The following is an 18,357-nucleotide window of genomic DNA, read 5'->3' on the forward strand; positions in this document are numbered from 1 at the left end:
CATGGACACCGTCACGAGAGTGAACCTCGCGGTGCGCGGGGTGCGAGTGGATGCCCCGGTGCGGCGCAGCAAGGGCGCCGGGCCGAGCGACGACGGGCACCTGCTTCTCGACGGCGAGAACGCGGCCCTGCCGATCGTCCCCGACAGCCCCTACGTGATCCGCCAGGGCCGGGTCTACGAGGGCCGGATCGATCTCGGCCTGAGCGTGAACACCGTTGCGCGGCCGAAGTTCTACGACCTGGTCACGGCCGACGGTGTCCCCTACGAGAAGATCGCCCTGCTGCACGGAAAAGACGTGCTGGCGACCACGGTGGTGCAGACCTGCATCCGCTACGCCGAGGCGGAGCGCTGCCGGTTCTGCGCGATCGAGGAGTCGCTGCGGCAGGGCAGCACCATCGCCGCGAAGACCCCCGCCCAGCTGGCCGAGGTGGCCGAGGCCGCGGTCCGGCTGGACGGGGTGCGGCAGATGGTGATGACCACCGGCACCACCGCCGGACCGGACCGCGGCGCGCGCAACCTGGTGCGCTCGGTCCGGGCGGTGCGGCAGGCCGTGCCCGGCCTGCCGATCCAGGTGCAGATCGAGCCGCCTCGCGACCTGCGGGTCGTCACCGACCTGAAAGAGGCCGGGGCGGAGTCGATCGGCATCCATGTCGAGAGCATGGACGACGAACTGCGCCGGCGCTGGATGCCGGGCAAGGGTGCCGTTCCGATGGCCGAGTACGAGGCGGCCTGGGACGAGGCGGTGCGGGTGTTCGGCCGGAACAAGGTGTCGACCTACCTGCTGATCGGTCTCGGCGAGACTCCCGACGAGCTGGTGGCCGGGGCGAAGAGCCTGATCGACCGCGGCGTCTACCCGTTCGTCGTGCCGATGCGCCCGATGCTGGGCACGCTGGCCCGGCGGGACGGCGCGACCACCGCGTCGGCCTCGGTGGTCGCCGACGTCACCGCCCGGGTGGGCGCCGCGCTGCGCGAGGCCGGGATGTCGGGCGAGGACCAGGGGGCGGGCTGCGCGGCGTGCGGTGCGTGCAGCGCGCTGAAGGTGGCCGGCGGATGACCGGAGACACCGGAACCGGGGTTCTCGAAACGCTTTTCCGTTCCGCGCCACGCGGCGGCGAGCTCGGCGAGGCACTGCTGCGTGACCTGTCGGTGCCGCGGCGTGGCAGTGGGTTCGTGATCGAGGATGCCGACGGCCCGGCCCTGGCGGCCTACCGGGAACTGCGCCGTGAGCAGTTCGTGCGGGAGCAGGGGCTGTTCGAGCACACCGACCTGGACGAGGTGGACGAGGACCCGCGCACGGTGGTGCTGGTGGCCCGGGCCACCGACGGCACGGTGCTGGGCGGCGTTCGGCTCGGCCCGGTCGGTGACCAGCCGGATATCGGCTGGTGGCAGGGCGGTCGCCTGGTCGGCCGGGGCAGTCTGGGCGCCGGGCCCGCGCTGGTGCGCGCGGCCTGCGCCCGGGCCGAGGCCGAGGGCGTGCTGCGGTTCGACGCCACCGTGCAACCGCGCTACCGGCCGTTCTTCGCCAAACTCGGCTGGGACCACGTGCGCGGCATCGAGGTGGCCGGTGTGCCGCACGAGCTGATGCGCTGGCCGGTGCACCGGATCCGCGACCTGACCGAGGCCACCAAGCGCGACCTCGGTTCCCTGCTGCGTCCCTTCGCCGAGCACCAGACGGGACTGGGCGGAGCGGGTTTCGTGGGTGACGACGGCGCCCCGGTGCCCGGCAGCGACCTGGTGGCCGCCTGCGACGCCATCCTGCCCTCGATGGTCGAGCGCGACCCGGACTGGGCCGGCTGGTGCTCGGTGCTGGTCAATCTCAACGACCTGGCCGCGATGGGCGCCGAGCCGGTGGCCCTGCTCGACTCGGTCGGGGCCCGGGACCGGTCGTTCGCCGCCCGGGTCCTCGGCGGGGTGCGCAGGGCGAGCCAGGCCTACGGGGTGCCGGTGATCGGCGGCCACACCCAGTTCGGGGTGCCGGCCTCGCTCAGCGTCACGGCTCTGGGCCGGGCCGGCAGCCCGGTGCCGGGCGGTGGCGGAGGCGCGGGCGACCTGATCCGGCTCACCGCCGACCTCGGTGGTGGCTGGCGGCCGGGATACGCCGGGCGGCAATGGGATTCCACCTCCCGGCGGAGCACGGCCGAGCTGCGGGCGATGCTCGGCTCGGTGGGCCGCAGCCGCCCGAAGGCGGCCAAGGACGTGTCGATGGCCGGGATCGCCGGCACCCTGGGCATGCTCGCCGAGGCCGGTGGCTGCGGCGCGGTGCTCGACGTGGCCGACGTCCCCAGACCCCGCACGGCCACGGCCGGCGACTGGCTCACCTGCTTCCCGGGATTCGGCATGCTGACCGCCGAGGGGCCGGACGCGGGTGAGCCCTGGGCCGGGCCGGCCGTCTCCGCGGTCTGCGGCGAGCTGGTGGCCGGGGCCGGAGTCACCCTGCGCTGGCCGGACGGGGAGATCACGCAGGCGGTCCCGGGCGAGGTGACGGGCCTGGGCCCGGCGACCGGCCCGGGAATCACGAACAGGAGTGAGAAGTCATGAGCGCCATCACGCTGGGGGTCGTCTCGGCGCCGTTCGACCGCGACCTGGAGGGCGACTTCGCCCGGGCCGCAGCCCTGATCGAGGAGGCCCGGGGCCGGGGCGTGCAACTGCTCGCGCTGCCCGAGGCCACACTCGGCGGCTACCTGAGCGACCTGCGCGGAAGTGCCCCGCCGCCACCGGCTTTTCGCCGGAACGGCCCGGAGATCGCCCGGCTCGCCGCCCTGGCCGGCGACATGGTGGTCTGTGCCGGCTACTGCGAGCAGGCCGAGGACGGCAAGCTCTACAACAGTGTGGTCTGCGTCGACGGCAGCGGTGTGCTGGGTCATCACCGCAAGGTGCACCAGCCGCTGCGGGAGGACGCGCACTACGCGGCGGGCGAGACGTTCGCGGCCTTCGACACTCCGGTCGGCCGGGTCGGCATGATGATCTGTTATGACAAGGCATTCCCCGAGTCCGCGCGCTCCCTGGCGCTCGACGGCGCCCAGATCGTGGTCTGCGTGTCGGCCTGGCCGGGAAGCCGCACCAACGCCCCCGAGCGGCTCGAGGACGACCGGTGGAAGCACCGGTTCGACATCTTCGACCAGGCCCGGGCCCTGGAGAACCAGGTGGTGTGGCTGTCGGCCAACCAGAGCGGCAGTTTCGGCTCCCTGCGCTTCGTGGCCAGCGCCAAGGTGGTCGGGCCCGGCGGCGACGTGCTGGCCGGCACCGGTGTGGCCGAAGGGCTCGCCGTGGTCGCGGTGGACGTGGAGGAGGCGCTCACCCAGGCCCGGCGCGCGATGGGACATCTGCGCGACCGCCGTCCGGCCGCCTACGCCACGCACGAGCCGGTCGCCGTCGGGAGCTGAGGCATGACCGGGGTCACGATCGCGGCCGTGGCCGCGAGTTTCGGCCGCGACCTGGACTTCGACCTGGCCCGGGTGCAGACCCTGATCGAACAGGCCCGCCGGGCCGGTGCCGGGCTGCTGGTGCTGCCCGACGCCGCCCTCGGCGGATACCTGCCCGACCTGCGCAACCCGTCCGAGAACGAGCTGCCGCCGGCCCTGGAACCCGATCACGAGCTGATCGGGAAGGTCGCGGCGTCGGCCGCGGAGATGGTCGTGTGCGTGGGGTACTGCGAAATCGGGGACGACGGGACGACCCGTTACAACAGCGCCGTGTGCGTCAGCGGCGACGGCGTGCTCGGGCGTCACCGCAAGGTGCACCTGCCCCGGGGCGAGGAACGGGCCTATGCCGCCGGCGACGCGTTCAGCGCGTTCGACACCCCGGTCGGCCGGATCGGCATGCTGATCGACTACGACAAGACGTTTCCCGAGTCGGCCCGGTCGCTGGCCCTGGACGGGGCGGGCGTGCTGGCCTGCCTGTCGGCCTGGCCGACGAACATCAGCAACCGGGCGCCGCGGATGAGCCAGGACCGGCAGTCCCGGCTGTTCGACCTCTACGACCGGTCGCGGGCGGCGGAGAACCAGGTGGTGCTGGCCTCCGCCAACCAGACCGGTTCGCTCGGCGGCATGCGCTTCCTCGGCCAGGCCAAGGTGGTCGGGCCGGGTGGCGACATCCTGGCCCGCACCTGGGCCAAGGCCGGCCTGGCCGTGGCCACGGTCGACGTGGACTCCGAGATCGCCCAGGCCCGGCGGGTTCTCGACCACCTCTCGGAACGACGCCCCAGCACCTACCGATGAAACGGGAGAGACCATGCCCGAGATGTACTTCCGGGTCACCTGGCCGGACGGCTCGGCCCAGCGCTGCTACTCGCCGAGCCTGGTGATCGAGGACTACCTGCGACCCGGCGAGAGCTACCCGGTGGCCGAGTTCGTGCGGCGCAGTGACGAGGCGCTCACCATCGCCTCGAACCGGGTGCGCGAGAAGTACGGTTTCGCCTGCACCAGCGCGGCGGCCATGCGGGACGAGATCTGGGCCCGGGCGAAGGGGTACCCCGACGGGGACGTCACCGTGGTGAGCTTCGAGCGTCCCTGATTCGACACTCCATCACCACGAAAAATGGTGGACGACGAGGAGCCGGTGACGGGCTCATCGTCGTCCACCATTGTCGGTGGAACAGTTGCCCCGGGCCGAAATGCCCTTCGGACCGGGGCAACTGGATCAGAAGGTGACGGCCTTGCCGCCGAAGGTGGTGACCAGCTTGCCGGCCGTGTCGAACGACCAGGCGAAGGCGCCGCTGTAGGAGGAGCAGCGGGAACCGTTGCTGCCGCTGTAGAACTGGTTGGTGCTGTCGGCGGTGCCGGAGATCTTGTCGTTCGACCCGCTCACCTTGAAGCGGCACGACGTGTTGCTGGTGAACACCGAGGTGCCCTCGTCGAACGCGTAGTTGCGCTCCGCGTTGTCGATGCTCAGGTTGTTCGCGATCGTCATCGAGCCCGGGTTGCTGTTGTAGGTGAACCCGTGGTGCCCGTTGTTGTACGCGATGCTGCGCTTGACGATGTGGTTGACCTTGATGTCGGAACCACCGAGCTTGAAGCCGTTCCGGTCGCCCTCGGCGTTGACCGTGCCGTTGGTCAGCGTGCCGTTGCTGTACGACAGCGAGTCCTCGATGGTCACCGGGGAGATCGCGCCGGTGTCGGCCTTGGCGAACAGGTCCCAGCCGTCGTCGATGTTGTTGTGGGAGACGGTGTAACGGAACACGTTGCCCGCACCCACGGTGAGCTTGGCGGCGAAACCGTCCGCGTCCTCACCGTCCGGGTCGGCGTTGTCGTGCGACTCGGAGCTCAGCACCAGGTTGTTGGCCGGCCAGTCGGCCTTGGCGGTGGCCGAGGAGACCCGCGAGATCTGGAGGCCGCTGTCGCGGTTGAAGGCGGTCACCACACGCTCGATGGTGTTGTTGCTGCCGCCGACCGAGATGCCGTTGTCACCGGCGTACTGCACGGTGAAGCCGTACAGGTGCCAGTAGTCGCCGTTCAGCGCGATGCCGCGGTTGGAGTCGCTCACCGACATCGCGGAGAAGTCCAGCACCGGGGTCTCGCCCGGGTAGTTCGAGATCGTCTTGAGCTTGGACGACGTGCCGTCGTTGCCCTCGGCGATGGTCTGCGTGGCGGACAGCGAGTACTTGCCGCCGCGCAGGTAGATGGTGCCGCCGGCGGCCACCTTGGTGATCGCGTTGGCCAGGGTGGTCGGCGCCGCCGCGGTGCCGGCCGCGCTCGCGCTGCCGCTCGGGGACACGTAGATGGCACCCGACACCGGCGTGGTGCCGGCCGAGGTGGTCGCCGTGGTCGTCGTGGTGGTGCTCGGGCTCGCGGTCGTGGTGGTGACCGGGGAGCTGGTGGTGGCCGAGGTCGACGGCGTGCTGGTCGAGCCGGTGGTCACGGTGACGTCGTCGAAGCTGGCCGTCGAGTTGGCGGTCTGGAGACCGATGCGGCCGCTGGAGGCGAGCGAGCTGCTGGCCGAGCCGATGCTGGTGCCGTCGATGCTGGCGCTGACGGTCGAGCCGGACACGGACAGGCTGAGCTTGTACCAGGTGCCGGTCGAGATCGTCTTGCTGGAGGTGGCCAGCACGGTGACCGTGCCGCTGTTCACCGCCTGGAGCTGCGCCTTACCGGAGACCAGGGCGAGGCGGTAGAAGGTGGTCGAGCTCTTCGCCCGGGCGAGCAGGCCGACGACCCCGTCGGTGCCGAACGAGAGCGGCTTGACCCGCGCGGACACGGTGTAGTCGGTCCAGGAGGTGTCGCCGGCGAACTCCCGGGCGTTCTCGCTGGAGGCGTTGGTCTGGCTCAGTGCCTTCGAGCCGTCGGTGACGATCGACCAGGTGCCGCCGGACTTCGACCAGGCGCTCGTGCTGCCGGACTCGAAGTCGGCGCTGAACGTGGTCGACTCGGAGGCGTGCGCTCCGGCGACGGCGACGCCGGCACCGATCACGGACACCAGTCCGGCGACGCCTGCGGCCTGCCAGCGCCTACGAGCACGAAACTTAGCCATGGTTGATCTCTTTCCCTGAGCAAGACTTCGGACGAGCCGGACGCACCCTAGTCGGTGATGGATGCGAGAAGGTTGCCGCCGTTTCGGACGACTTCGTGTTTTCACAGGTTCAGAGCCCTTTCTCGCCCGCAATCCATAATTCTGTGTGAAGGAATCGTGAAAAGCCCACCGTCGGTAGCCATCCGGCGGCACGGACGTGGCGCGTCGTCGATCCAGCGGTGAGGTTCCCGGCGTGGGGCGAGCCTGGGGAGGTGGCCGAGTGACCGGCAGCCTCATCGATCTGGCCGGAGGTCAGTGAGCCGCGTCTATGCTGGTGATGTCTGTACCGAGTCGCCGATGGCCGTGCCGAGATCGCTGATCGTGGAGGAAGGCAATGACGAGCCGGTTCCCGCTCACCCGCACACTCCGCCCGGTTCCTGAGGGCGATCGGTCGCAGATCCTGGCCGACCCGGGATTCGGCCGCCACTTCAGCGACCACATGGCGATCGCGGTCTGGAGCAACGACCGCGGCTGGCACGACCACCGCATCGCACCGCTGGAGCCGTTCAGCCTGCACCCGGCCACCGCGGCCCTGCACTACGCGCAGGAGATCTTCGAAGGGCTCAAGGCCTACCGGCACGCCGACGGTTCGGTGTGGCTGTTCCGGCCCGAGGCCAACGCCCGCCGGTTCGCCCGGTCGGCCCGGCGCCTGGCCCTGCCCGTGCTGCCGGAGGAAGACTTCGTCGAGAGCATCGCCGAGCTGGTCCGGGCGGACGAGGCCTGGGTGCCGGCCGTGGGTGGCGAAGACAGCCTCTACCTGCGCCCGTTCATGTTCGGCAGCGAGGCGTTCATCGGTGTGCGCCCGGCCCTGGAGATCACCTACTCGGTGATCGCCAGCCCCGCCGGGCCGTACTTCGCTTCCGGGGTCACCGGCGTCACGCTGTGGGTCACCAGCACCTACACCCGGGCTGCGGCCGGTGGCACGGGTGAGGCCAAGTGCGGCGGCAACTACGCCTCCGGTCTGGCGGCCCAGCTGGAGGCGCAGGAGCACGGGTGCGACCAGGTGCTCTACCTGGACCGCACGGGCGGCGAGGGGTCGCTGGAAGAGTCGGGCACGATGAACCTCTGCCTGGTCACCGCCGACGGCCGGCTGATCACGCCGCCGCTGGGCACCATCCTCGAAGGCGTCACCCGCGACAGCATTCTCACCCTGGCGAGCACGTTCGGCCTGACTCCGGTGGAGGAGCAGACCACGCTGCCCGACCTGCGCGCGCGGGCCGCCTCGGGCGAGATCACCGAGGTGTTCGCGGCCGGCACCGCCGCCGTGATCACGCCGATCGTCGGGCTCAAGGGCCCGGGCTACGCATTCGTCATCGGTGACGGCAAACCCGGCAAGCAGACCCTGGCCGTGCGCGAGCACCTGCTCGACATCCAGCACGGCCGCTCCGCCGACGAGCACGGGTGGATGCGGCGCATCGTCTGACGCGGGCGTCCATCACCGCAGGGCGAAACGGCCGGCTCTCCCGGAGAGCCGGCCGTTCGCGTGATGACACGTGATGGTTCTGCTGGTGGGCGTCGGCTCTCGGCCTCGACGTAGCGGGGTACGTCACGCCTTTCAGGGGAAAAGGCACGTGCAGACGGCGGGGTAAAACGGTCATGTACCCCACACGTCGCACTTTCACCCGATATCGTCCCGTCATGCGCATCCGCTCCCTTCTGATCGGTGTACTTCTCGGAGCGGCCGGATCGATGTCGATCTCTGCCCTGCCCGCCGACGCGGCGGTGAAACCGGTGGTCAGCTCCATCTCGGTCACGCAGGGCCCGGCGGGCGGCGGAACGGTGCTCACCGTCACCGGCAAGAACTTCACCAGGGTCAACGCCGTGAAGTTCGGGGCCGGCAAGGGCACCCACCTCAGCGTGAAATCCCGCACCAAGCTCACGATCACCTCGCCGAAGCACACGGCCGGCCGGGTCGACGTCCGGGTCACCACCGCCGGCGGCACCTCGGCCGTGGTCAAGGCGGATCGGTTTCTCTACGTCGCCCCGCCCACCATCACCTCGTTCACCCCGGCCGAAGGGGCGACGTCGGTGGAACGCACCTGGGTCACCTTCAAGGGTAAGGGTCTGGACGAGGTCACGAAGGTCACGGTCGACGGTCAGCCTGCTACCTTCGGCTATCGGACTGACACGAAAACGCTTGGGTTCTATGCGCCTTTCCGCCCGGCAGGTCCGGCCACCATCACCCTGACCACCCCGGGCGGAAGCGCTTCGGCCGGGTTCCGCTACCTCGACCGGCCCACCGTGACCTCCAGCGGCCCCGGCTCCGGGCCGGTCTCCGGCGGCACTGTGGTCACCATCGACGGCACCAACCTGTCCGGCAGCACCGTCACCATCCTGGGCCGGGTGTTCCCGCACACCTACGACCCGGCCACCGGGCAGATCACCCTCACCATGCCCGCCGTCCAGAAGGCCCGCAAGGTGGGGATTTTCGTCACCAACGGCGGAGGTCTGACCGCGGCGTACTTCACCTACACCGACTGAGGCCGTCCGAGTAGTTCCACGGCGACCTGCCGAAACCCCCGCACCAGCGGATTCGCCTCGTCCGACCGCCCGGCCGTCACCACCTGGCTGGGAGCGACCCCGTGCAGCGGGACCGCCACCAGATCCGCCCGCAGCACACGCCGCCGGTCCCCGGCCGGCAGCACCATGACCGCCCGCCCGGAGGCCACGAGTTCCAGCTTGTCCTGGTAGCTTTCGACGGAATCCGGCAGCGGTCCGGGCCCGAACAGCTGGTACGAGCCCCAGGCCGTGGTGGCCGGGCAGCCGATCGGCTGCTCATCGGCCAGATCGTCCATGCTCACCGACGTGCGCGAGGCCAGCGGGTGCCCGTCCGGCACCACGAGCACCCGCGGCTCCTCGTAGAGCACGGTGGTGCGGACGCCGTCGTGCGGGAACGGCAGGGGAGTGCGGGCCACCAGCACGTCCACGCCGCCGGCCTCGAAGGTCGGCAGCGCACGGCAGTCGAGGTGACGGGTGCCGATCTCGGCCTCCGGATGCCGCCGGCGCAGCTCCCGCACGGCCGGGGTGATCACCAGGTCTTCGAGGTATCCCACGGTGATCCGTCCGGCCGGGGCATGGGCCCGGGCGGTGCGGGCGGCCCGCCGGGCCAGCCGGAGCAGTTCCTGGGCCTCGGGCAGGAAGGCCTTGCCCGCCTCGGTCAGCAGCGCCCCCTGCGGCGTGCGGTCGAGCAGGAGCACCCCGAGACGTTGCTCCAGCCGCTGGATCTGGCGGCTCAGCGAGGGCTGGGCCAGGTGCAGCTCCGCGGCCGCCCGGCCGAAGTTGCGGTGCTCGGCCACCACCGTGAAATAGCGCACCAGCCGTAGCTCGAGGTCGTCCACCCACCCACCGTACCGCCATGCGTTTTCGGTATGGCGGTGTGCGATCCAGGTCTTGGACAGCTTGCGGGCCCACGCCGTTGACTCGTCGTCATGAAGCACGACGACGAACGAGGCACCATGAAGGCGATCCGGCTGCACCGCTACGGCGGTCCCGAGGTGCTGACCCTGGACCGGGTTCCGGTGCCCACGCCCGGTCCGGGCGAGGTGCTGGTGCGGGTGCACGCGGCGGGGCTCAACCCGCCGGACTGGTACCTGCGCAGCGGCATGATGGCCGAGCTGCCGCCGGAGATCGCGCCGCGCATCGACCTGCCGATGATCCCCGGCACCGACGTCTCCGGGGTGATCGAGTCGATTGCCCCTGACGTGCAGGGATTCTCGGTGGGTGACGAGGTGTTCGGCATGCTGCGCTTCCCGGCTCTCGGTGGCAACGCCTACGCCGAGTACGTGGCGGCACCGGCGTCCGACCTCGCCCTCAAACCGGCCACGCTCGACCACGTGCACGCCGCCGGAGCACCGATGGCGGCACTCACCGCCTGGCAGTTCCTGATCGATCTGGGCCACGGCCGGCCGAATCCGTTCCAGCCCACCCCGCACCGCCCGGTCGCGACCGGACCCGGCACCACGGTTCTCGTCAACGGGGCCGCGGGCGGCGTCGGGCATTTCGCCGTGCAGCTGGCGAAACGGCAGGGCGCCCGGGTGATCGCGGTGGCCTCCGGACCGCACGAGGCATTTCTGCGCGAGCTCGGCGCGGACGAGTTCATCGACTACACGAAGACCGCCGCCGAAGACGTGGTGCGGGACGCCGATCTCGTGCTGGACGCCGTCGGTGGCCCGTCGGGGAGCCGGTTCCTGCGCACCCTCAAGCGGGGTGGTGCTTTGTTCCCGGTGTTCTTCGCCGAGCTCGACGCCGAGGAGACCGCACGCCTGGGCATCACCGTCTCCAGGACCCAGGTGCGCGCCAGCGGCACCCAGATGGCCCGTCTGGCAGATCTTTTCCGGGACGACGAACTGCGCGTCGCCGTCGACAGCACCTTCCCGCTCGCCGACGCCGCCCAGGCCCACGAGCGGGCCGCCCGCGGTCACATCCGGGGAAAGATCGTGCTGGACGTCCGCTGAGGAGCGGTTCGTGCCGGATCACGAAGGTGTGATCGGGCACGAACCGTCCTCGGGCGCCGGGCTCAGGCCATCGTGATGTCGTCGACCTTGATGTCGACGGCGGTGACCCGCAGGCCGTACTTCTCCAGGTCCTCGGTCACGGCGGCGCGCACCGCCGTGGTGATGTCGGGCACCACGCCGTCGGCCTGGATCACCAGCACCACCGTCACCCGGGTCTCGGTGCCGTTCACGCTCGCGCGCACGCCCCGGGTGGCGTCCCCGACCTCGTCCAGGCCCACCCGGTCGAGCACCGAGTCGAAGAACCGGGCCACGTCGCCGCCCAGGTCGGCCACCCCCGGCACGGAACGGGCGGCGGCGGCCGCGATCTTCTCCACCACCTCGCGCTCCACCTCGGTCACCCCGGCCTGGGCCGTGGAGGAGGCCGGAGCCGGGGTCGGAGCCGGAGCGCCACCGGTCACCAGCGGCACAGTCTCGTTCTGGTCGTCCATTCCCACCCTGCCGTATCGGTCATCATTCGCGTACCGGACGGCACGCACACGGAGCCTATAGAAGGCAATTCGCCTGGCGGTGCTGCACCATGGTCCGGGTGACCCAGAGCCTCGAACTGCTTCTCGACGACCCACTCGACGCCGCCGTGCGCGCGCAGTGGGCGGCCCTGAGCGCGGCCGGCCTGCCCAGCCAGGACCGGCACCAGGGCGAGACCAACGCCCCGCACGTCACGCTCGCCGTGGCCGGCGCCGTGCCGGAGGCCACCGAGACCGCCCTGCACGCCCTGGCCGGGCGGCTGCCGGTCGCGATCGGCCTGGGTGGTCTGCTCTGCTTCGGCCGCCGGGACGGCCGGCAGATCCTGGTGCGATCGGTGGTGGTCAACGCCGCGCTGCTGGAGATCCAGGCCGAGGCGGCCCGGCTCTACGCGGGTCTGCCCGGCACCGACGAGCGCCTGGCCCCGGGGCGCTGGTCGCCGCATGTCACGCTGGGCCACGGTTTCCGGCCGGATCAGGTGGCTGCGGCGATCGAGGCCCTGGGGCCGGTGGCCGAACCGCACGGGCAGGCGGTGTCGGTGCGCCGCTGGGATTCCGTCGCCCGTCACGCCTGGCTGCTGGGCCATAATTGAGGACGACGATGAGCCCGCCAGAAGCTCACCGTCGTCCTCAATTCTGGGGTTGATCAGTCGGCAGCGATCCGGCGCAGGGCGGAAATGCCCGGTAGCAGGAAGTATTCACCGCCACGGCAGGTGACGATCTGCCGCGGCTGTTCCACGAACGACGGGTTCGGATGACCCTGCACCACGAACTTGCAGCCGTCCGGCGCCGCCCCGGAGATCACGTCGCGGTCCGTGCCGAGCCGGAAGGCGTTGCCGTCGCTCATCCAGTGCGCCTGGATGAACTCGAACTGCCGGTGGATGTCGCCGACCAGGGCCACGAACAGCAGGCCGCGTTCCTCGTCCGGGTCGCCGGCCGGAGCCTCCGCCCCCGCCCAGGTTCCGGCGGAAACCGGTTTTCCATAAGGAATTCCGCGTCGCAGCATGCGGTGCCGCAGCGCCAGGGTCCCCTCCAGTCCGTCGTTCCTGCCCTGGGTGTGCTCGGGGTTCGGCTCGACCGGCCGGGAGTCGCGCGGGTTGGCCCGGCGGACGTGCGCCCCCACCGGGCAGCCGTGCCCCTCGGCGTCGGCGGCCTGAAAGGTGAACGGCTGCTTGATCATCGACTGTCGCGGCCCGTCGGTGGACAGGGTGATCGGCGTGCCGTCGCGCCAGCGGCCCATCAGCTTGGCCGCCGCCAGCTCCACCGCGTCGGTGCCGGTCGGCACCTTGCCCGCCAGGTTGCCGGCCAGGTCGCGGGTCAGCTCCTCGAACCCGGCCACGTCCTGCTCCAGCTTGCGCCAGACCAGGTAGCTGCCGTTACGCCCGACCGACGCCGCCACGCCGGACCCGGCGGTGTCGCCGTCGACGTCCTGGTAACCGAGAAGCGCTTCTCCGGGCGGGAGCTCGGCGGTGTGCCGACCGGTGGTGACGCCGTGCACACGCGGCTGGGACAGGCCGTCGACGAACCCGAAGTGCTCACGGAAACCCGCGGCCCGGGCGCCGTCCGGGCTCGGTGCGTCCGATATCCGGCCCGCGTCGATGTCATCCACGATCACCAGGCCGGAGTCCGGTCCGGGCAGCAGCCCCGGGCGGTCGGCCAGCTCGGCGTCGAGCGTGGCCTGGTCGGGGGCCGAGAGCATGAGCAGCAGGTGGGGTTTCGCGTCCCCGGCGTACGGGCCACGCCAGGGCCGGGTGCCGGTTCCCGGAATCAGCCCGGCCTCGCGGGCCGCCATGCCGGCGGTGAACTCGACCGGGAATCCAGTGAGTTCTTCTGTGGGTAGCCCCAGTTCGGACAGTCCGGAGTAGCTGACCGCCACGTGCGCCGCGAACGTCGGCGAGCTCGGCCGGTCGGGTGTGGGCCGGCCGGAGTCGGCGCCCTCGACGTCCCGGCCCAGCTTGTCCACCAGGTGCTCGGCCCAGCCCGCCGTCGGGATCTCGTCGATCACCGGGCGCAACCAGGCCCGGGCCGCCGCCGCGTCGGTCACCCGCAGCATCAGGTGCCGCGCGGCGCTGTGCCGCGGGTAGCCGGAGCTGACCAGGTTCTGCACGTCGGTCAGGTCCGGGTCGATCGGCGGCACGCCGCCCCCGATCCGCTCCACCTCCGGGCCCGGACGGTGCCGGGGGCCGGGATAGCTCAGCGGAACCGCGCCGGGCGGGGTGGACACCCGGTCGGCGGTGCCGACGGCCGAGGCCGGAAGGGTCGGCAGGCAGAGGTCGTTCGGGGTGAGGTCGGCCAGATCGGCCAGCTCGCCGTCCAGCTGACTGACCATCTCCAGGCCGAGCGGCACCTCCGGCCCGGCGTCGGCGGGCTCGGCGATGTGAACGGCCATCGAGGGCGGCTTCTCCCACTCGGCGCGCAGCCGGGCGGCCAGGTCCGCGTCGTCCATGCCGTCGGTGGCCACGGCCAGATCGGCGATCCGGCGGCGCAGTTCGAGGGCGTCACGCACCTCGTCGACGGAGGGCTCGCTGTCGCTGGCCGAGAACACGTAGCCGGAGCGCAGGGTGTGTGCGTCGATGAAGGCGGCGAAGGCCGCCGCGTCGCCCCGGCCCGGGTAGTCCTCGCAGAGCCGCCAGATCCGGTCGGCGTGCTCGCCCAGGCCCGTGCGCAGCCGTTCGGCGTACTCCGCCTGGTCGGCCCCGGCGCTCTCGCCGAGACCGTCGTAGCTGGCGGTGAACAGCAGGTACGAGGTCTCCGGCGGATCTTCCTCCTGCGGGCGGCCGCCGTGCATGACCAGGTCGAGCAGCTTGTCCAGGCGGGTCATCCGGTCCCGGTCGGGGGCTGCCTGCGGGCGGAAGTCGTCGCTGGCCATCACCGCGAGCCGGGCGAAGTGGGTGCCCGGCACGTCGAGGAACGGGCTGGCGGCGCCGCGGATCCGGGCCAGGTCGCGCCGCAGCTGCGGCACCTCGGCGTCGGGCACCCGGGCCAGCACGGTGAGCACCCGCTGGCGCGTGCCCCGGGGCGGGTCGAGGTACTCGTGCACCAGGCCGGCAGGCAGCCGGTGCACCAGCGCGGACGGCAGCACGCGACCCAGCAGGTGCCGGCGGGGACGTCCGCCGGTGGTCTTCAGAGCGGTGTTCTCGGGCAAAGACATGATGCTGCTCCAGGAAAACTCAACGGTGCGAGGGGATCACAGGTCGCGCTGGACGTCGGTGAGCAGACGGCGCCAGTGGCGCACCAGTGCTGCGTCGTCGAGGTCCTGCGGATCGGCGAGCTGGTCGGTGAACCCCCTGCGCACCCGCAGGGCGGAGGCGATCTCGGTGGCCGTGGCGCCCGGGTAGGCGGAGAAGTAGTGCGACAGGTGCCAGTCGTTGCCACGGATGTAGTCGGTGAACGGCCGCGGCGGCATCGGACCGGGGAATCCGAACGACGAGCCCCAGAGCAGAACCATCTTCTGCGGCACGGCCCGGGAGAACACGTCGATGTAGTCCAGCCAGGAGCCGTTGAAGTTGCTGACGAACATCAGGTAGCTGTAGCGGCGCCGGCGGGTCTCGCCCGGGAACCGGTCGACCATCACCCAGTAGGCCATGTGGATGAACGACAGCCGGCGCAGGGTGCGGTCAGGGCCGAACCACGACTTCACCCGGAGCACGGTGCGGACCACCGGTGACCAGACGCGGGGGAGCGGGGTGAAGGTGGTCAGGCCACTGGCCCGGCCGGCCCGGTTCGCGGCGATGATGTCGAGTTCTCCGTCGTGTGGGTCGTCGGCAAGCATCCCTGCTCCGTGATCCGGTCCCGTCAGGCGCCGGAGCCGGTCGGGCGGTGCCGCCGGAGCGCCGTCCACACCGTGAGTGTGTGACCGCATTGGCCCCCTCCTTGGGAAAAACGAATTCCGAAATCTGTCGTCCTGAAGGGCGGATCACCGTAGAGTGTTCAAGGCCTTACCGAGCGCAATACGGTGAGGTGTTTCCGAAAGGCCGACCCCCCGACGCTAGGGGGCGGCGGAAGGATCCGCTTCAGGGTCGGACCCTGGGGTATTCACATCGGCGCGATGGTGCACATCGAAGGTTCAGAACGTGCTAAACCATCTTGAACCCTCACATAGACTCGACGAATGGTATTCGGCCGGATCACCGAACGCGTGGTGATCGACGATTTGCTCCGTGGCGTGCGGGAGGGCCGCGGAGCTGCCCTCGTGATGCATGGGGAAGCCGGCATCGGCAAGAGCACCCTGCTGAAGCACGCGATCGATCAGGCCGGCGACATGACCGTGCTGTCGGTGCGGGGTTACGAGTCCGAGTCCGAGATCCCCTTCGCCGGGCTGGCCGACCTGATCCGCCCGGTGCTGCACCTGCTCGACCAGCTGCCCGGGCCGCAGGCCGCCGCGCTCCAGAGCGCGCTCTCGCTCGGGCCCCCGGTGGCCGGTGACCGGTTCTCGGTCTGCGCCGCCACCGTCGGTGTGCTGGCCGCGGCCGCCGCCGACTCCCCGCTGCTGGTGGTGATCGACGACCTCCAGTGGCTTGACGTCAGCTCGCGCGAGGCCGTGCTGTTCGCCGGGCGCCGCCTGGCCAACGACAGCGTCGGTCTGCTCATCGCCCTGCGCACCGAGCCGGACCGGGCCCCCGGGCTGGACCGGCAGTACGCCGGGCTGCCCCAGCTGGCCGTGCGCGGTCTCGGGCACGAGGAGTCCCGCGACCTGTGCCGCTCGCTGCTGCCGGGCGCCTCGGCCGAGCAGATCGAGCAGATCTACTCCGACACCGCCGGAAACCCGCTCGGCATCCAGGAACTGTGCAGCGAGGCCGGTCGGCGCGAGAGCGGGCCGACCGGGGTCTCCAGCCAGTCGTCACGGCTCACCCAGGCCCTCGCTGGGCGGCTGGACGAGATGCCCGGCCGCACCCGCCGGGCGATGCTGCTGGTCGCCGCGGCCGGTGGGGCGCAGACCGACGTGGTGCGCCGGGCCGCGGTGGCGGTCGGCCTGGAACTGGCCGACTTCGCCCCGGCCGAGGACGCCGGGCTGCTGCTGGCCGACGACGAGACCGTGGACTTCCGGCACCCGCTGATGCGGTCGGTGCTGAACTCCGCCTCCACCCTGCACGAACGTACCGAGGCGCACGGCGCGCTGGCCGAGGCGCTGGCCCAGGTGCCCGGCGAGGCCGCCGCCGACGCCCGGGCCTGGCACCTGGCCCAGGCCGTGCTGCCGCCCGACCCGCAGGTCAGCGAGCTGCTCGCCGAGGCCGGCACGCGCGCCCGCTTCCGCGGCGGAAACCTGGAGGCCGCACGGGCTTTCGAGCAGGCCGCACGGTTCGGCACCCCGGCCACCCGGCCCGCCCTGCTGCTGCGCGCCGCGCGCTGCTGGCAGCTGGCCGGGCGCACCGGCAAGATGATCCCGCTGCTCGACGAGGCCCTCGAACTGGCCGCCGATCCCAAGCTGCGGGCCCTGATCCGGCACATGCGGGGCTATGTGCGCATGTGGCGGGCGCTTCCGCGAGACGCCCTGGCCGAGATGATCGACGGCGCCAACGAGGTGGAGAAGGCCGACGCCGCGCGGGCCTCGCTGATGTACGCCGACGCCGCCATCGCCCACTTCATGGTGGGCGAGCCGGTCGAGCTGCTGGCCGCCACCCGGCGCGCGTTCGAGCTGAGCGAGGGCACCGAGGGAGTGGCCCGGCTGGTCGCCGCCGTGGCCTACAGCGGGTCGCTGGTGATCAACGGGCACCGCGCGGAGGGGCAGAAGCTGCTGTCCGCCGTGGTGCCGCGGCTGCTGGAGGTGCCGCCGCTGCCGCGCGCCCAGGAGTTCGCCCACGCCGCGTTCATCGCGATGTGGCTGGAGGACTACCCGCTGGCCGAGAAGCTGCTCGACGCGATCATCACCGAGGCCCGCGCCAACGGCGCGCTCGGTGTGCTGCCGCAGGCCCTGTCGATCGCCTCCGAGCTGGCCTTCCGCGACGGCCGGTGGCGGCAGTCCCAGGCCTACGCCGACGAGAGCGTGGAGCTGGCCAAGGAGACCCGCCAGGCCAACGTGTACGGCATGTACTTCGTGGCCCGTAACCACGCGGTGCACGGCCGGGTCGACGAGGCCCTGGCCATGGTCGAGACCGTCACCGACATCACCACCCGCTACCAGGCCACCGGCCTGCACCTCCAGACCACGCACACGCTGGGCCTTCTCGCGCTCGGTGAGGGCGACCTGGACGAGGCGATCGGCCGGCTGGAGCAGGCGGGCCGGCTGCCCGTGGCGGTGCACACGAAAGACCAGAGCATCGTGCCGTGGGCGTTCGACCTGGTCGAGGCCTACGCCCGGGCCGGTCGCGGCGACGACGCCCGGCGGCTGCTCGGCACCGTCGCGGTGGACGAGGCACCGGCCGGCTGCCGCTCCGACCTGCTGATCGCCAAGACCTGGCGCTGCCGGGGCCTGCTGGCCACCGGGAAGGCGGCGATCGCGGACGCCTTCGAGCAGGCCCTGACCGCGCACGACAAGCTGCCGATGCCGTTCGAGCGGGCCCGCACCCTGCTCTACTACGGCGAGCGGCTGCGCCGGGGCCGGCAGCGGGCCGAGGCCCGCACCCGGCTACGCAAGGCGCTGGAGATCTTCGAGCAGCTGGACGCGCCGAGCTGGGCCAACCGTGCCCGCAACGAGCTCAAGGCCACCGGCGAGACCCTGGCCCGGGGCACCGGCCCGGCCGCCGACCTGACCCCGCAGGAACTCCAGGTGGCCCTGGTGGTGGCCCGGGGTGCCAGCAACTCCGAGGCCGCCGCCGCGCTCTTCCTGAGCCAGAAGACGATCGAGTACCACCTGAGCAACGTCTACCGGAAGACCGGCCTGCGCTCGCGGGGCGACCTCTCGGTGCTCGCCGACGCGCCCGGCTGAGGGGCTTCAGAAC

At 71.5% G+C, this 18,357-nt stretch carries 15 protein-coding genes; 10 read left to right on the forward strand and 5 right to left on the reverse strand.

The window, feature by feature from the left end; genetic code table 11:
• Position 1: 1 nt before the first annotated feature.
• From KIH74_RS01585 to KIH74_RS01605, 5 genes are read left to right on the forward strand one after another with little or no spacing between them, the layout of a single operon-like run.
• The gene (locus tag KIH74_RS01585; protein ID WP_214153655.1) at positions 2-1,054 is read left to right on the forward strand and encodes an MSMEG_0568 family radical SAM protein; all 1,053 of its coding nucleotides are present in this window, start codon (positions 2-4) and stop codon (positions 1,052-1,054) included.
• Complete coding sequence (locus KIH74_RS01590; protein ID WP_214153657.1) at positions 1,051-2,538, forward strand: MSMEG_0567/sll0787 family protein; 1,488 nt, start codon at positions 1,051-1,053, stop codon at positions 2,536-2,538. Before KIH74_RS01585 ends, KIH74_RS01590 begins: the two co-directional genes overlap by 4 nt.
• Complete coding sequence (locus KIH74_RS01595) at positions 2,535-3,383, forward strand: carbon-nitrogen hydrolase family protein (protein WP_214153658.1); 849 nt, start codon at positions 2,535-2,537, stop codon at positions 3,381-3,383. The genes KIH74_RS01590 and KIH74_RS01595 overlap by 4 nt, the downstream gene beginning before the upstream one ends.
• A 3-nt stretch (positions 3,384-3,386) precedes the next feature.
• Complete coding sequence (locus KIH74_RS01600) at positions 3,387-4,217, forward strand: carbon-nitrogen hydrolase family protein (protein ID WP_214153660.1); 831 nt, start codon at positions 3,387-3,389, stop codon at positions 4,215-4,217.
• A 13-nt stretch (positions 4,218-4,230) separates the two neighbouring features.
• On the forward strand, positions 4,231-4,512 hold the full coding sequence (locus KIH74_RS01605; RefSeq protein WP_214153661.1) for an MSMEG_0570 family nitrogen starvation response protein: 282 nt from the start codon (positions 4,231-4,233) through the stop codon (positions 4,510-4,512).
• Between the two features lie 126 nt (positions 4,513-4,638).
• Here KIH74_RS01605 and KIH74_RS01610 read toward each other — a convergent pair whose 3' ends face one another.
• Positions 4,639-6,465: a right-handed parallel beta-helix repeat-containing protein gene (locus KIH74_RS01610; RefSeq protein WP_214153663.1), complete on the reverse strand. Its 1,827-nt coding sequence runs from the start codon at positions 6,463-6,465 to the stop codon at positions 4,639-4,641.
• A 373-nt stretch (positions 6,466-6,838) separates the two neighbouring features.
• Between KIH74_RS01610 and KIH74_RS01615 the strand changes: the two genes are divergently transcribed.
• Both KIH74_RS01615 and KIH74_RS01620 read left to right on the forward strand, forming a co-directional pair.
• Positions 6,839-7,927 (forward strand): branched-chain amino acid aminotransferase, encoded by a 1,089-nt coding sequence (locus tag KIH74_RS01615; protein WP_214153665.1) that lies wholly within the window; start codon positions 6,839-6,841, stop codon positions 7,925-7,927.
• 215 nt (positions 7,928-8,142) lie between these two features.
• Complete coding sequence (locus KIH74_RS01620; protein ID WP_214153666.1) at positions 8,143-8,985, forward strand: IPT/TIG domain-containing protein; 843 nt, start codon at positions 8,143-8,145, stop codon at positions 8,983-8,985.
• On the opposite strand, the gene KIH74_RS01625 is transcribed toward KIH74_RS01620, so the two are convergent.
• A complete protein-coding gene (locus tag KIH74_RS01625; RefSeq protein WP_214153668.1) occupies positions 8,973-9,842 on the reverse strand; it encodes a LysR family transcriptional regulator in 870 nt (289 codons plus the stop codon). The genes KIH74_RS01620 and KIH74_RS01625 overlap by 13 nt on opposite strands.
• Positions 9,843-9,959: 117 nt before the next feature.
• Here KIH74_RS01625 and KIH74_RS01630 point away from each other — a divergent pair, with 117 nt between their 5' ends.
• Positions 9,960-10,958, forward strand: coding sequence for an NADP-dependent oxidoreductase (locus tag KIH74_RS01630; RefSeq protein WP_372491985.1), 999 nt, complete (start codon positions 9,960-9,962; stop codon positions 10,956-10,958).
• A 62-nt stretch (positions 10,959-11,020) separates the two neighbouring features.
• Here the strand turns inward: KIH74_RS01630 and KIH74_RS01635 are convergent, their stop codons facing one another.
• Positions 11,021-11,446, reverse strand: a complete 426-nt coding sequence (locus KIH74_RS01635) for an Asp23/Gls24 family envelope stress response protein (RefSeq protein ID WP_214153670.1) — start codon at positions 11,444-11,446, stop codon at positions 11,021-11,023.
• Between the two features lie 98 nt (positions 11,447-11,544).
• On the opposite strand from KIH74_RS01635, the gene KIH74_RS01640 reads away from it, so the two are divergent.
• Positions 11,545-12,072 (forward strand): 2'-5' RNA ligase family protein, encoded by a 528-nt coding sequence (locus KIH74_RS01640; protein WP_214153672.1) that lies wholly within the window; start codon positions 11,545-11,547, stop codon positions 12,070-12,072.
• Positions 12,073-12,125: 53 nt separating this feature from the next.
• On the opposite strand, the gene KIH74_RS01645 is transcribed toward KIH74_RS01640, so the two are convergent.
• Together KIH74_RS01645 and KIH74_RS01650 are read right to left on the reverse strand one after the other, a co-directional pair.
• Positions 12,126-14,630 (reverse strand): hypothetical protein, encoded by a 2,505-nt coding sequence (locus tag KIH74_RS01645; protein ID WP_214153674.1) that lies wholly within the window; start codon positions 14,628-14,630, stop codon positions 12,126-12,128.
• 36 nt (positions 14,631-14,666) lie between these two features.
• Positions 14,667-15,251 (reverse strand): hypothetical protein, encoded by a 585-nt coding sequence (locus KIH74_RS01650; protein ID WP_214153676.1) that lies wholly within the window; start codon positions 15,249-15,251, stop codon positions 14,667-14,669.
• Positions 15,252-15,590: 339 nt separating this feature from the next.
• Here KIH74_RS01650 and KIH74_RS01655 point away from each other — a divergent pair, with 339 nt between their 5' ends.
• Positions 15,591-18,344 (forward strand): helix-turn-helix transcriptional regulator, encoded by a 2,754-nt coding sequence (locus KIH74_RS01655; protein WP_214153677.1) that lies wholly within the window; start codon positions 15,591-15,593, stop codon positions 18,342-18,344.
• Positions 18,345-18,357 lie beyond the last annotated feature (13 nt).

Source organism: Kineosporia corallincola (assembly GCF_018499875.1).
GTDB lineage: Bacteria > Actinomycetota > Actinomycetes > Actinomycetales > Kineosporiaceae > Kineosporia > Kineosporia corallincola.

Bases quoted from the DNA above. Each gene is read 5' to 3' on its own strand.
- KIH74_RS01585 (WP_214153655.1), top strand. From the start codon at position 2: ATGGACACCGTCACGAGAGTGAACCTCGCGGTGCGCGGGGTGCGAGTG.
- KIH74_RS01590 (WP_214153657.1), top strand. From the start codon at position 1,051: ATGACCGGAGACACCGGAACCGGGGTTCTCGAAACGCTTTTCCGTTCC.
- KIH74_RS01595 (WP_214153658.1), top strand. From the start codon at position 2,535: ATGAGCGCCATCACGCTGGGGGTCGTCTCGGCGCCGTTCGACCGCGAC.
- KIH74_RS01600 (WP_214153660.1), top strand. From the start codon at position 3,387: ATGACCGGGGTCACGATCGCGGCCGTGGCCGCGAGTTTCGGCCGCGAC.
- KIH74_RS01605 (WP_214153661.1), top strand. From the start codon at position 4,231: ATGCCCGAGATGTACTTCCGGGTCACCTGGCCGGACGGCTCGGCCCAG.
- KIH74_RS01610 (WP_214153663.1), bottom strand. From the start codon at position 6,465: ATGGCTAAGTTTCGTGCTCGTAGGCGCTGGCAGGCCGCAGGCGTCGCC.
- KIH74_RS01615 (WP_214153665.1), top strand. From the start codon at position 6,839: ATGACGAGCCGGTTCCCGCTCACCCGCACACTCCGCCCGGTTCCTGAG.
- KIH74_RS01620 (WP_214153666.1), top strand. From the start codon at position 8,143: ATGCGCATCCGCTCCCTTCTGATCGGTGTACTTCTCGGAGCGGCCGGA.
- KIH74_RS01630 (WP_372491985.1), top strand. From the start codon at position 9,960: ATGAAGGCGATCCGGCTGCACCGCTACGGCGGTCCCGAGGTGCTGACC.
- KIH74_RS01635 (WP_214153670.1), bottom strand. From the start codon at position 11,446: ATGGACGACCAGAACGAGACTGTGCCGCTGGTGACCGGTGGCGCTCCG.
- KIH74_RS01645 (WP_214153674.1), bottom strand. From the start codon at position 14,630: ATGTCTTTGCCCGAGAACACCGCTCTGAAGACCACCGGCGGACGTCCC.
- KIH74_RS01650 (WP_214153676.1), bottom strand. From the start codon at position 15,251: ATGCTTGCCGACGACCCACACGACGGAGAACTCGACATCATCGCCGCG.
- KIH74_RS01655 (WP_214153677.1), top strand. From the start codon at position 15,591: ATGGTATTCGGCCGGATCACCGAACGCGTGGTGATCGACGATTTGCTC.